Here is a 14,111-nt window from a genome sequence, read left to right on the forward strand (position 1 = left end):
CGAAGGATGGTGAAATAGTAAAAAAACCGACGTAGTATAATCCTGTCGGGTTTGATAATTATCTGCTTGCTAGTAAAAACAGTTATTTTTATTGTATGCTATTTCTTTTCTTTTCACCCTGCCTTTAATCAAAAGATTTTAAAGAAAGCGCTAGTTTACTTTTATGAGTTAACTATTAGAAAAATTATTTTTTCAAAAATTTGATCTTTTATAGAAGGGAGAAGTGTACGTTATATAGCTTTAAAATGCTTTAAAAGGAAAGGATAATCGTTTGGTACACAATTGACATTTAGTGAAATATCTTTTTTAATTGTATTTTATGGTAATTGGAATTTTTAGTTTTACTACGGCGTCTTTACCATCGATTTGACCAGGAGTCCATTTGGGACCATTCACTAATACTTTTATAGCTGCTAAATCCATCTCTTTGTTGATGCTCTTAATAACTTCAAAGTGATTTAAAGTACCATCTAATTCAACAGAAAATCCAATAACTATTTGACCTTGTCCGCTATTTGGGGCTTTAAAATTTTTTGCTACATAAACATAAAATAATTTGATGCCTCCAGGAAATTCGGGGTCTTTTTGATAAGGAAAATATGCGATTTCACTTCCATTTTCATCAAAACACTTACCGCTCACAAATAAACCATTTTTAAAGTGCTCAGTACGTTTGATTTGCCCGTTTTCATAATACGAATTTGAAACTCCTTCAATCTTGTTTTTTATGTAAAATAAATCTCTTGCTTTATTTCCGTTTTTATGCCATTCAATTGAAGATCCCTCTTTAACTCTCTTGCGGTAGTTTGAGAAAAAATCACTGTTTCGCTTTGTACCATCGATAAAGTACGTAGTTCTTTGTGTGCCTTTTTCTAACTCTTCGTAAGTACTGTAATATACAGCTTTTTCTGCGGTAGGTAATTCCTTGAAATCTTCTGTAAAATAGACCTTTTCTTGACTATAAAAAGTACTCGAAATTAGAAATAAGAAAAATAAAACAGATTTTTTCATAAGTGCTACACTTTTATTTTTGGCTAAAATAAACAAAAAATCCTACAAAGAAGGTTTGGTTTCTCTGTAGGATTATATTTAGTGATAAAATATCATTATTCTTCCTCGTCCCTTTGTCCCATCATCATTAGATAGGCCTTCAAGAATTCGTCGATTTCACCATTCATCACACCGTCGACGTTGCTGGTTTCATAACCGGTACGCACGTCTTTTACTAATTTATAGGGCTGCATCACATAATTGCGAATTTGTGAGCCCCATTCTATTTTCATTTTTCCAGCTTCAATGTCAGCGCGCTGCGCTAATTGTTTCTTTAGTTCGATTTCGTACAACTGTGAACGAAGCATTTGCATCGCACGTTGTCTGTTGTCTTGCTGTGAACGAGTTTCTGAACATTGAATTTGAATGCCTGTAGGTTTGTGAAAAAGTTGCACTTTAGTCTCTACTTTGTTTACATTTTGACCACCGGCACCACTAGATCGAGAAGTCGTAATTTCAATATCGGCGGGATTGATATCAATCTCGATACTGTCATCTACAAGCGGATATACATATACAGACGCAAATGAAGTGTGCCTTTTCGCATTACTGTCAAATGGAGAAATACGCACTAAGCGGTGAACTCCATTCTCTCCTTTTAAATATCCAAAGGAATAATCACCTTCAAATTCAAGTGTAACGGTTTTTATACCAGCGGCATCTCCTTTTTGGAAATTCAGCTCTTTTATTTTGTAGCCGTATTTTTCGCCCCACATCATGTACATGCGCATAAGCATTTCGGCCCAGTCGCAACTTTCAGTACCTCCAGCGCCTGCAGTAATCTGAACAACAGCACTTAGTGAATCGCCTTCGTCAGAAAGCATATTCTTGAATTCTATGGCTTCGATATGATTGGCTATGAGTGCATATTGCTCATCTAATTCTTCTGTAGTGAGTTCTCCCTCTCTATAAAATTCATAGGCTAACTGTAATTCATCAGTCATTTCGACTGCTTTATCGTAGTCTTCAATCCATTTTTTCTTATTTCGAAGATTTCTTACAATTAGTTCGGCTTCTTTTGCGTTATTCCAGAAATCTGGAGCAAAAGTCTTTTCTTCTTCGTTAGAAATTTCAATTAGTTTGGCATCAACGTCAAAGATACCTCCTCAACGCACCAAGGCGCTCTACAATACCTTTAATTTGTTCGGTAGTTGTCATAAATTATGTAATTTTGTGCGACAAAAATAAGAAAATTTTTTACTTGGGGAGAAGTCATGGCTTTTCCTTTCGAAAATATAAAATAAATCAATGGAAATAAATTTAATTAGCGATACAATTACTAAGCCTTCAATTGAAATGTTGCAGTATATGTTCAATGCCGAAGTAGGTGATGATGTGTACAAACAAGATCCAACAGTAATAGAATTAGAAGATACTATAGCACAAATCTTTGGGATGGAAGCAGGGCTGTTTTTCCCGTCGGGAACAATGGCTAATCAAACGGCTTTAAAACTTCATACAAATCCAGGAGAGCAAATTATTGCCGATAAATATGCACATGTTTACCTGTATGAAGGTGGCGGTGCTTCATTTAATAGTGGTGTTTCTTTTGCATTATTGGATGGTGATCGCGGAATGATTACTGCCGAGCAAGTAGCTGGCGCCATAAATGATCCCGAATTTTACCACAGTCCGTTAACGAGTTTAGTTTGTGTGGAAAACACGACTAACAAAGGCGGTGGTGCTTGTTATGAGTTGGACGAATTAAAAAAGATAAAAGAAGTATGTGTTGCTAATAATTTGAAGTTCCATCTTGATGGTGCCCGAATTTGGAATGCCTTAATTGCCAAAAAGCAAGATCCGAAAGCCTTTGGACGTTTGTTTGACACTATTTCGGTTTGTTTATCCAAAGGAATGGGTGCGCCAATAGGTTCTGTATTATTAGGAGATAAAGCGACAATCCATCGTGCGTTGCGCATTCGAAAAATATTAGGAGGCGGAATGCGTCAAGTGGGGTATTTGGCGGCAGCCGGATTATATGCTTTGGACAATAATATCAGTCGCCTTGCAGAAGATCATAGAAGAGCAAAGGAATTGGCTTCGGTATTAAGCACTAGAGATTGGGTTGCCAGAGTGGAGCCAGTTGAAACAAACATCTTGATTTTTACTTTGAAAAGTAATTATAGTGAGAAGAATTTTATCGAAAAGCTAAAACAGAAAAATATATCCATTAGCTCAATGGGGCAGGGGAAATTGAGAATGGTAACACATCTAGATTATAGAGAAGTGATGCATACTTACGTTTTAGAAACCTTGGCTAGGCTGTAAATTATGAGTTATGAATTATGAGTTACTATGTTGACTCATAATTCATACTTCATAAAGTGTTTGTTTTACTTAAACAAGTTGTCCATGCCTGGAATCATTGGCATATCCATTTTTGCAACAGCATCAAGTTCAGCTTCATTTACCTTAGTTGCTTTCTCGATTGCTTTATTCATTACTAAAATCATATAGTCTTCTAGTTGCTCTTTGTCTTCTAATAATTCATCGGCAATAGTTACTGATTTTATCTTTCTGTTAGCAGTTATTGTAACTTTCAATAAACCGTCTGTACTTTGCTCATCAACAAGAACTGTATCCAGGCGTTTTTTAGTGTCTTCCATTTTTTGTTGGGTTTCTTTAAGTTTACCCATCATTCCCATTAAATCCATTTTTTATAATTTAAAAATTATTGAAATACGAAATTACGAATTTTGAATGAATAAGGATGTTAAATTAGATGAAAAACGGATGCGTTATAGATCGGCTTTGTTTATTTTTGCAGCTGCTTTATAAATATGAAACTCAAATAATGACAGAAAACATACAGCCACCAGTTGCTAAAATTATACCTACACTATTAGAAAAATTTGACGACGTAAGAGTTGATAATTATTTTTGGCTAAAGGACCGCGAAAACCCTGAAGTTATTGACTATCTAAATAAAGAAAACGAATACTATCAAAAAATGACGGCTCATACTCAGGAGTTTCAAAAGGATTTATTTGAGGAAATGAAAGCTAGAATCAAGGAAGATGACGAGTCGGTTCCTTACCTGTATAATGGTTACTACTATATCACCCGTTTTGAAACAGGTAAAGATTATCCTATTTATTCTCGAAAAAAGGAAAGCCTTTCGGCAAAAGAAGAAATCATGCTGGATTGCAATGAACTAGCAAAAGGCAAAAAATATTTCAAATTGAGTGGATTGAGCATCAGTAATGACAATCAATTAGCAACTTATGCCATAGATTTAGTGGGAAGAAGAATTTATACTTTAGAAATAAAAAATCTCACAACGGGCGAAATCTTAAGTGACAGAATAGAAAATACTACTGGAAATTCGACTTGGGCAAACGACAATAAAACGATTTTCTATACTACTCAGGATGCAAATACTTTACGTTCGGATACTGTTCGAAAGCATAAATTAGGAACAGATTCTGCAGTAGATGAAATAGTTTATTTCGAAAAAGATGACACTTTTGATGTAGCTGTTGGAAAAGAGAAATCAAAAAAATACATTTTGATTAGTTCATCAAGCACGCTAACAACCGAATTCAGAACTTTATTAGCAGACAATCCGAAGGGGAAATTTAAAGTTTTCCAAAAAAGAAAAAGAGGATTGGAATATAGTATTTCTCATTTTGGAGATCATTTTTATGTCCTTACTAATAAGGACAAGGCAACTAATTTCAAATTAATGAAAACGCCTGAGTCTAAGACTTCGTTGGATAATTGGGAAGATGTTATTGAACATAGAGAAGAGGTTCTACTTGAGGACATTGATATTTTCAAGGACTTTTTGGTAGTAACAGAGCGTAGTAATGGTTTAACTCAAATAAGAATCATGCCTTGGGATGGAGCAGAAGAGTACTATTTGCCTTTTGAAAGCGAAACTTATACTGCTCATGCGACGGCAAACGTTGATTTTGAAACTGATATTTTAAGATATGCATTTCAATCTATGGCGACACCGGCTTCGATTATTGATTTCAATATGAAGACCAAAGAAAAGGAAGTCAAGAAAGAACAAGAGGTATTAGGCGGGAACTTCGATAAGGATAATTATATTGAAGAACGTGTTTGGGCAACGGCTAAAGATGGAACTCAAATTCCTATTTCTATGGTTTATAGAAAAGGATTGAAAAAAGATGGTAAAAATCCATTGCTTCTTTATGCATACGGTTCTTACGGACATTCTATGGATGCTTATTTTTCATCTACAAGATTATCCTTACTAGATAGAGGCTTTGTTTATGCTATAGCGCACATTCGCGGCGGAGAAGATTTAGGAAGACAATGGTATGAAGGCGGGAAATTATTAAAAAAGAAAAATACTTTTAAGGATTTTATAGATTGTTCGAAGTTTGTAATAGAGCAAAAATATACTTCTCGTAAACATTTATATGCTGAAGGTGGTTCTGCCGGCGGATTACTGATGGGAGTTATTTTAAACATGGCGCCAAAACTATACAATGGTGTAATCGCTCAAGTCCCTTTTGTAGATGTTACTACTACAATGCTAGATGAAACAATTCCGCTTACAACGGGGGAATATGATGAATGGGGAAATCCAAACGTTAAAAGGTATTATAAGTACATGAAGTCCTATTCTCCTTATGATAATGTAAAAGCCCAAGCTTATCCTAATATGTATATTTCAACGGGATTACATGATTCACAAGTGCAATATTGGGAGCCCGCAAAGTGGGTTGCTAAGCTGAGAACATTAAAAACTAACAGCAATCTTTTGTTTTTAGATACGAACATGGACGCAGGTCACGGTGGAGCGTCGGGAAGGTTTGAAGCCATTAGAGAATTAGCGAAGGAATTTAGTTTTTTGTTAGATTTAGAGAAAATTAAAAAGTAATTCAAAAAAATTTGTTAAATTTGCCACGTTATGAGGTCTAATAAAATTCACCTCGACTAACTATTTTTTTATGAAAGAAGAAATACAAGCTTACAATAGTGTTTTAGATTTAATTGGTAATACACCTCTTATTAAACTAAATAAAGTCACAGAAAAGTTAGAAGGTAATTTCTATGCCAAAGTAGAAGCTTTTAATCCAGGCCATTCCTCGAAAGACAGAATCGCATTATATATCATTGAAGAAGCAGAAAGAAAAGGAATATTATCTCCAGGAGATACCATCATTGAAACGACATCTGGTAACACGGGTTTTAGTATTGCAATGGTTAGTATCATCAAGGGGTATAACTGTATTCTTGCTGTAAGTTCAAAATCATCCAAAGATAAAATTGATATGCTACGCAGTTTAGGCGCTAAAGTCTATGTTTGCCCAGCACATGTTTCTGCAGATGATGAGCGCTCTTATTACAATGTTGCCAAAAGACTGCACGAAGAAACTAAAGGATCTGTTTATATCAACCAATATTTCAATCAGTTGAATATTGATGCGCATTATAACTCTACAGGACCAGAAATTTGGAAACAAACTAATGGTAAAATCACCCATCTTGTTGCTTGTAGTGGTACAGGAGGAACGATTTCAGGAACTGCAAAGTTTTTAAAAGAACAAAATCCTAACATTAAAGTTCTTGCAGTTGATGCTTTTGGATCGGTGTTGAAGAAATACCATGAAACAAAAGAATTTGATAATGATGAAATTTATCCATACAGAATTGAAGGTTTAGGGAAAAATTTAATTCCTTCAGCTACAGATTTTGATACTATCGATAAGTTTGTAAAAGTTACTGATGAAGAAAGCGCACACTGTGCAAGAGAGATTACCAGAACAGAAGGTTTATTTGTAGGTTATACTTCGGGTGCAGTTTTGCAAGCGATTAGGCAATATGCTGAAGAAGGTGAATTTGACGAAAACAGTAATGTAATCGCAATTTTCCCAGATCATGGTTCTCGTTACATGAGTAAAGTTTACAGTGATGATTGGATGAACGAACAAGGCTTTTTTGATAGCGTTAATCAAGAAGAGGTTCAGAAAATTGAACTTATAAAATAGAAAATTACAATGTTTAAATAGAGAAACTCCAGAGAAATCTGGAGTTTTTTGTTTTAGTCGCTTAGCGCTATGTTTCATTGATATTTTAATAAAATACTTTAGGATAATTATAAGATTTTTAAATTAGTAAACCTATAGATTTGTAGGCTGGCGCATTGCCGAAATCTATTAATAATTGTATTAATTCTACTATGAAAAAAAACACATTTTTATTCTCTTTATTCTTTTTAATGCTGCTGTCTCAAACCTCTTTTGGGAAAGATAAAGAAACAAACTTATTAATTTTACTTCATTCACAAAATGGATCGACGCTTAAATTAGCTCAGGGAATAGCACAAGGAATACTTTTATACCCCAATACTAAAGTAGTGATAAAGAGAGTGCCCTCATTAGATACTAAAGTGGTTTTAAGTTCGGATGTACAAAAACTTCCAATTGCGACAATTGAAGAGCTAGCCATTTACGATGGTATCGCTTTTGGAAGTCCTGTACATTTTGGTAACATAAGTGCTGATATGGCTGCTTTTTTTGCTAGAAGTATTCCTCTTTGGACTACTAGAGCTTTAGAAGGGAAGCCTGCAACAGTGTTTATGTCTTCGGGTTCAGGTTCAGGAAATGAGGTTGCTATACAATCTTTTTGGAGTACAGTGGCTTTACATGGTATGGTTATTATCCCTACTGGTATTATGGCAAGTGATACGTTAGATAAAACGATAGCTCAGGGAAACACTCCTTTTGGTGCTACTTCGATAACTGGAGCTACGGGACCAAGACCTTCCGAAAGTGAATTGGCTTTAGCAAAGGAACAAGGAAGAGCTTTGGCTAAAACAGCTAGTGCGTTGAAAATTTTCAATACATCTAAAATAAGTGAAAATGTTTTAAGTACGGAAAAGGAATGGGATGTAAACCAAACGCTTGTTAAATTAGGAATTGTTATTCCAAAAGCGCCAAATCCAGTAGGAAATTATGTTCCGTATGTAATTTCAAATAATATGGTTTATATTAATCAAGTTGCTTTAAAAGACGGTAAAATTCTTTATCCTGGAAAAATAGGAACTAATGAAATTACCGAGGAACAGGCCAAAGAAGCTACAAAGCAAGCGTTCTTAAATGTAGTTTCCGTTTTAAAAGAAGCGTCTGGTGGTGACTTAAATAGAGTTAAAAGAGTGGTTCAGCTAACTGGTTATTTTAATACTTCCCCTAATTATACACAACATGCCGCAATTATGAATACTGCTTCAGATTTAGCTGTAGCTATATTTGGAGATAAAGGTAAACATGCTCGCGCAACAATTGGAGCGGTTTCATTACCTATAAATGCTTCTGTGGAAATACAGGCTGTTTTTGAAATAGAATAATTATTTTAGACTTCTTGTTATTATAGTAAACTCCAGAGAAATCTGGAGTTTTTTGTTTTTGTCAAAAAGGCAACAGCTTTTAAAATTTCAGTTTTTCATCCAAAAAATTTCGAAAAAGCGATCTTTCAAAAAACAAAAAAATCTGCTTAAAATGGCTTTTAAGCAGATTTGGAAAAGAAATAAACAAATTAAAAAATACTTGTTAGTATTGGGTTATAGAATATCCAATTCTTGCATACAAGCTTTCATCATTTCGTATGTTCTTGCAATGTCATTGTCTAGACCAATTGAAAAACGGATCAGACCTTCAGTTAGCCCCATTTCAGCTTGTTCTTCTAAGGGAATTTCGCTTGAAGTTGAAGTTCCGGGAGCACTAAACAACGTTTTGTAGAAGCCTAAACTTACAGCTAGATATCCTAAGTTACGTGATTGCATTAGTTCCATTAAAGCATTGGCTTTCGCCAAGGTACCTACGTCTAAAGTCAGCATACCACCAAAACCGTATTCTGGATTGATCATTGAGGCATATAAGTCATGACTCGGATGACTTTTTAAGCCAGGATATACCGTTTTTATTCCGTCTTTTTCAAAATGTTCAGCTAGGTACGCAGCATTATGACTGTGTTGTTTGATTCTCAGGTGAAGTGTACGAAGGTTTTTCATAACACTTGCTGAGCGCATGCTATCCATTGTTGGGCCTAGTAACATACTAGCGCCACTGTTTACGTCTTTTAGTTGATTAATAAAGTCTTGTGAAGCACAAGTAACACCTCCTACAGTATCACTGCTTCCGTTGATGTATTTTGTCAAACTGTGAATTACGATATCAGCTCCTAATTTAACCGGAGAAACAGATAGCGGCGAGAAAGTATTATCTACAACCAATTTCAAATTGTGTTTTTTAGCAATTTTTGATAAACCGGCGATGTCAGCAACTTCCAATAACGGATTACTTACTGTTTCGCAATACAATACTTTCGTATCTGCAGTAATCGCTGCTTCAACGGCTTCAAGTTTTGTAATATCTACAAATGTAGTTGTGATTCCGAGTCTTGGTGCAAAGTTTTTAAGAAACGCATAAGTTCCTCCATAAATCGTTCTGCTAGAAACAATGTGGTCTCCAGATCCGCACAACTGCAAAAAAGTAGGTGTAATAGCTCCCATTCCAGAAGCAGATACGTTTGCTGTTTCAGTGCCTTCCATTGCAGCTAGTGCTTTGTCGAGGTATAAATTGCTAGGAGAGGAATGACGGGAATATAGATAACAGCCTTCCATGTTTCCTTCGAAAGTATCAAACATTGTTTTTGCCGAAAGGAAGGTGTAAGTCGAAGAATCAGAAATCGATGGGTTTACACCACCGAATTCGCCAAAATACTGTAAGTCTTGAATGTTGTCTGCGGGATTGAATTTCATATTGGTTATTTTTTAATTAGTTATTGTACTTTGTTGATAGTCAAAAAAATAGGCATTGTCCCTAACGGATTGATTATGGTGAAGAAAGAGGTGAGGCACAACAAGCCAAAAGTGATTAAGTCATCCATTAAAACAGTACTATTTATAATGTAAAGTACGTTTTTATAGTTTTTATATTCAATAATAAGGTTTAAAGTCAGTTTTTAAAACGGTAAATATTAAATTATGTAGATTTTATTTCTATTTTTATCGAAAAATTTACGCTTTCGCCAAAAAAACTACAATATGACTTTAGACGCAATCGATAAAAAACTACTCTTCTTATTACAAACAGATAGTAAAAAGACAACAAAAGAATTGTCTTTGAAGTTAAATTTATCTGTAACGGCCGTTTATGAACGCATAAAAAAATTAGAGCGAGAGGGTATTATTGACAGATACGTGGTATTGCTCGATAAGGCCAAGATTGAGAAGGGGTTTGTGGTTTTTTGTCATTTGAAACTTATTCAGCATACTAAAGGATTTTTAACTACGTTCGAAAGTGAGGTAGTTCAATTAAAGGAGGTGTTAGAATGTTATCATGTAAGTGGTGATTACGACTATATCCTTAAGATTGTAGTCAAAGACATGGAGGCTTACAGAGAATTTTTGGTCACCAAGTTAACGACTCTTCAGCATATTGGCAGTACGCAGAGTACCTTTATGATTAGTGAAGTTAAAAACACAACTGTAGTTGAAGTTTAGTACTTGTTATCGCAAATACTGAATTGTTTGTGGGATATTAAATAAGATGATGTGTAAAATCTTAGAAAAATATATTTAATATTGAACTTTAAACAAAACTTAATTCCTTAATTTTGTGCGACATTTTATAAAAAAACAACAAAAATAAATATACTATGAATTCATTTGACGTAGTCATTATTGGTTCTGGCCCAGGCGGATATGTATCAGCAATTCGTTGTGCACAACTTGGTTTCAAAACAGCAATTATCGAAAAGTATTCAACTCTTGGTGGAACTTGCCTTAACGTAGGATGTATTCCTTCAAAAGCATTGCTTTCTTCCTCACATCATTATGCTGAATTAGCACATTTTGCTGATCACGGAATTGAAGTTTCTGGAGAAGTGAAAGTGAACCTAGAAAAAATGATTGGACGCAAACAAGCAATTGTTGACCAGACTTCTGGTGGTGTGAAATATTTAATGGATAAGAATAAAATCACTGTTCTTGAAGGATTAGGTTCTTTTGTAGATGCAACTCATGTTGCAATTGCAAAAGCAGACGGAACTAGTGAAACAGTAGAAGCTAAAAATATTATTATTGCAACGGGTTCTAAACCTTCTAATTTGCCTTTTATCAAAATTGATAAAGAAAGAATTATTACATCTACTGAAGCATTAAAATTAAAAGAAGTGCCTAAACATCTTATCATCATTGGTGGTGGTGTTATTGGTATCGAATTAGGTCAAGTATATTTACGTTTAGGAGCACAAGTTTCGGTTGTAGAATACATGGACCGAATCATTCCTGGAATGGATGCTTCATTGTCTAAAGAATTGACTAAAGTATTGAAGAAACAAGGAATGAAATTTTACGTTTCTCATAAAGTGAAATCGGTAGAAAGAAACGGCGATGCCGTGACTGTTCAAGCTGATAATGCTAAAGGAGAAACAATCACTTTACAAGGAGATTATTCTCTAGTTTCTGTTGGTCGTCGTCCTTACACAGACGGATTAAACGCTGACAAAGCAGGAGTGAAAATTTCTGATAGAGGAATGGTTGAAGTAAACGATCATTTACAGACTAATGTATCTAACATATACGCTATTGGTGATGTTGTTCGTGGAGCGATGTTAGCGCACAAAGCGGAAGAAGAAGGTGCTATGGTTGCTGAAATATTAGCAGGTCAAAAACCACATATCAATTATAATTTGATTCCAGGTGTTGTTTATACATGGCCAGAGGTGGCTGCAGTAGGGCAAACAGAAGAGCAATTAAAAGCTTCTGGAGTGGAATTCAAATCTGGAAGTTTCCCGTTCAAAGCATTAGGTCGCGCTAGAGCAAGTGGAGATTTGGATGGATTTGTAAAAATTCTTGCAGATGCAAAAACAGATGAGGTTCTAGGAGTTCACATGATTGGAGCTCGTTGTGCTGATTTAATTGCCGAAGCAGTCGTTGCGATGGAATTTAAAGCTTCAGCCGAAGATATATCAAGAATGTCACACGCGCATCCTACTTTTGCGGAAGCGATCAAAGAAGCAGCTCTAGCGGCTACAGATAATAGAGCATTACACGTATAGAAATTCAAAATTTACTGTTTTGTTTACCAAAAAAAAGGAAACCCGTTCATTGAGCGGGTTTCCTTTTTTTGTATTTGTACTATAAATTAATCCATTTTGAATAAACCTTTGTAGTTTTCCCAGTGAGTGAATATCAGGAAAATGTTGCCCGCAAATACAAAAATAGCGAGCGGTAGGTTTTCTGGAGTTAAGAAATAATTGATTAATAAAATATTTAGTGTAACTGGGAGAATGACTAGATTAGCCAAGGTTGTGAATTTCCCTGTTACAAATGCTAATCCACACAACAGTTCGACACCTTTTGCAAGAGGAAGTAAATACATAGAAGCTACTAAACCAAGTTGAAATGCTTTAAAATCCCCTGTTGATACAGGCTCAGGACTTAGGTGTAAAAAATAACTGATAGAAGTATAGAGAAATAGAAGTCCAAGTATAGTTCGAATAATAATGGTAGCGATTTTCATAATATTAAGGTTTATTGGTTAAAAATTAAAAATGTACTGATGCGGTAAAGCTCATTTATTTTAATAGTATCTTTCTCCCTTTGATTACCGTCTATATCAGAAAAAAACAAACAATCACAAATCGATTAAGTGTTTTAATATTAGTGTGTTACTGTAAATTTACGAAAAAAAAGCAACGGATTTTTCTGATAACCACATATTAAAGCTTTTTTTTTATCGTAATTTTGAATTTTAAAGACAAATTTTCTTGAGAACATCAATTTACAAGCTCATTTCAGATCCAAAATTGTTTAAAGAACAACTTCTAATTTGGTCACAACAATTTCGCGAAGTCATTTTTTTGGACAGTAACGATTATCCGCAGCAGTATTCAAGTTTTGATTGCGTCCTGGCGGTCGATGCTTTTACTTCGATTAAAACGGACCAACATAATGCTTTTGAGGACTTAAAACAATACCAGCAAATTACTAAGGATTGGCTATTTGGCTATTTGTCTTATGACTTAAAAAATGATGTAGAGGATTTACAATCGAACAATTTTGATGGTTTAGATTTTCCTGATTTGTTTTTCTTCCAACCCAAGAAAATATTTTTGTTGAAAGGCAATGAATTGGAAATTCAATATCTAAATATGTGTGACGATGAGGTTGAGGAGGATTTTACAGATATAAATTTGCATACCAAACAAGTTGAACTACAGACCTCAGTTTTAGAAATTCAACAAAGAATTTCGAAAGAAAACTATCTAGAAAAGGTTGCGACAATGCTTACTCATATTCATCAGGGAGATATATATGAAGCCAATTTTTGTATGGAATTTTTTGCAGAAAATGCAGTTTTAAATCCATTGGATAAATTTTTTAAACTCAACGAAATTTCGCAACCTCCATTTGCTGTCTTTTTCAAAAATAACACTCAGTTTTTGCTTTCGGCATCACCAGAACGGTATTTAAAGAAAGAAGGAGAGCTTCTTATTTCGCAGCCTATAAAAGGAACTTCAAAACGATTTTTAGATCCTATTTTAGATGAAGAATCGAAGAATAAACTAGCAGCAGACCCAAAGGAGCGCGCCGAAAATATTATGATAACTGATTTAGTGCGCAATGATTTGTCGCATACTGCCCAAAAAGGATCTGTACAAGTAACTGAGTTATGCGAGATTTATTCTTTTATGCAGGTGCACCAAATGATTTCTACAATAACTTCTAAACTCGACTATCAATATAGCGCCGTCGATGCTATTAAGAAGTCTTTCCCAATGGGAAGTATGACTGGTGCGCCAAAGATTTCAGCTATGAAAATCATTGAAGACTTAGAAGAGACTAAAAGAGGTTTGTACAGTGGAGCAGTGGGTTATTTTACGCCAGAGGGAGATTTCGATTTCAATGTGATTATTAGAAGTATTTTATACAATCAGAAGAATCAATACGCTTCTTTTTCTGTAGGTAGCGCAATAACTGCATTGTCAATTGCCGAAAATGAATACGAAGAGTGCTTGCTTAAAGCAAAGGCAATGCGCGAAGTATTGCAATAATTGTCTTTCATAATTTAAAATTG

12 protein-coding genes are annotated in these 14,111 nt (G+C 34.7%); 7 read left to right on the top strand and 5 right to left on the bottom strand.

The genetic code is table 11. The features are described from left to right. Positions 1 to 306 precede the first annotated feature (306 nt). Together E0F98_RS10645 and prfB are read right to left on the bottom strand one after the other, a co-directional pair. Entirely contained in the window at positions 307 to 1,011 is a 705-nt protein-coding gene (locus E0F98_RS10645; protein ID WP_132111249.1) for an energy transducer TonB, read from the bottom strand. A 95-nt stretch (positions 1,012 to 1,106) separates the two neighbouring features. Then, positions 1,107 to 2,208 (bottom strand): peptide chain release factor 2 gene (gene prfB, locus E0F98_RS10650; RefSeq protein WP_132111251.1). Its coding sequence is split into 2 segments (ribosomal slippage): positions 1,107 to 2,144 and positions 2,146 to 2,208, totalling 1,101 coding nucleotides; the frame shifts between segments, so codons are not numbered across the junction. 90 nt (positions 2,209 to 2,298) lie between these two features. On the opposite strand from prfB, the gene E0F98_RS10655 reads away from it, so the two are divergent. Next, complete coding sequence (locus E0F98_RS10655; RefSeq protein WP_132111253.1) at positions 2,299 to 3,318, top strand: threonine aldolase family protein; 1,020 nt, start codon at positions 2,299 to 2,301, stop codon at positions 3,316 to 3,318. Between the two features lie 65 nt (positions 3,319 to 3,383). Here E0F98_RS10655 and E0F98_RS10660 read toward each other — a convergent pair whose 3' ends face one another. After that, positions 3,384 to 3,704 carry a YbaB/EbfC family nucleoid-associated protein gene (locus E0F98_RS10660; RefSeq protein WP_132111255.1) on the bottom strand — a complete coding sequence of 107 codons (321 nt, stop codon included), beginning with the start codon at positions 3,702 to 3,704 and terminating at the stop codon, positions 3,384 to 3,386. A 140-nt stretch (positions 3,705 to 3,844) separates the two neighbouring features. Here E0F98_RS10660 and E0F98_RS10665 point away from each other — a divergent pair, with 140 nt between their 5' ends. The 3 genes from E0F98_RS10665 (at position 3,845) to wrbA (ending at position 8,374) form a co-directional block, all read left to right on the top strand. Next, entirely contained in the window at positions 3,845 to 5,905 is a 2,061-nt protein-coding gene (locus tag E0F98_RS10665; RefSeq protein ID WP_132111257.1) for a S9 family peptidase, read from the top strand. 70 nt (positions 5,906 to 5,975) lie between these two features. Next, complete coding sequence (locus tag E0F98_RS10670; protein WP_132111259.1) at positions 5,976 to 7,016, top strand: PLP-dependent cysteine synthase family protein; 1,041 nt, start codon at positions 5,976 to 5,978, stop codon at positions 7,014 to 7,016. Between the two features lie 191 nt (positions 7,017 to 7,207). Further along, positions 7,208 to 8,374 (top strand): NAD(P)H:quinone oxidoreductase, encoded by a 1,167-nt coding sequence (wrbA, locus tag E0F98_RS10675; RefSeq protein WP_132111261.1) that lies wholly within the window; start codon positions 7,208 to 7,210, stop codon positions 8,372 to 8,374. 213 nt (positions 8,375 to 8,587) lie between these two features. Here the strand turns inward: wrbA and E0F98_RS10680 are convergent, their stop codons facing one another. Continuing rightward, entirely contained in the window at positions 8,588 to 9,787 is a 1,200-nt protein-coding gene (locus E0F98_RS10680) for an aminotransferase class I/II-fold pyridoxal phosphate-dependent enzyme (protein WP_132111263.1), read from the bottom strand. Positions 9,788 to 10,072: 285 nt separating this feature from the next. Here E0F98_RS10680 and E0F98_RS10690 point away from each other — a divergent pair, with 285 nt between their 5' ends. After that, positions 10,073 to 10,531, top strand: a complete 459-nt coding sequence (locus tag E0F98_RS10690; protein WP_132111265.1) for an Lrp/AsnC family transcriptional regulator — start codon at positions 10,073 to 10,075, stop codon at positions 10,529 to 10,531. A gap of 155 nt (positions 10,532 to 10,686) precedes the next feature. Next, positions 10,687 to 12,090 (top strand): dihydrolipoyl dehydrogenase, encoded by a 1,404-nt coding sequence (gene lpdA / locus E0F98_RS10695; protein WP_132111267.1) that lies wholly within the window; start codon positions 10,687 to 10,689, stop codon positions 12,088 to 12,090. 86 nt (positions 12,091 to 12,176) lie between these two features. On the opposite strand, the gene E0F98_RS10700 is transcribed toward lpdA, so the two are convergent. Continuing rightward, complete coding sequence (locus tag E0F98_RS10700) at positions 12,177 to 12,554, bottom strand: DoxX family membrane protein (protein WP_132111269.1); 378 nt, start codon at positions 12,552 to 12,554, stop codon at positions 12,177 to 12,179. 247 nt (positions 12,555 to 12,801) lie between these two features. On the opposite strand from E0F98_RS10700, the gene E0F98_RS10705 reads away from it, so the two are divergent. Then, a complete protein-coding gene (locus E0F98_RS10705) occupies positions 12,802 to 14,088 on the top strand; it encodes an anthranilate synthase component I family protein (RefSeq protein ID WP_132111271.1) in 1,287 nt (428 codons plus the stop codon). Positions 14,089 to 14,111 lie beyond the last annotated feature (23 nt).

The sequence above is a fragment of the Flavobacterium hiemivividum genome (genome assembly GCF_004349145.1).
Taxonomy (GTDB): Bacteria; Bacteroidota; Bacteroidia; order Flavobacteriales; family Flavobacteriaceae; genus Flavobacterium; species Flavobacterium hiemivividum.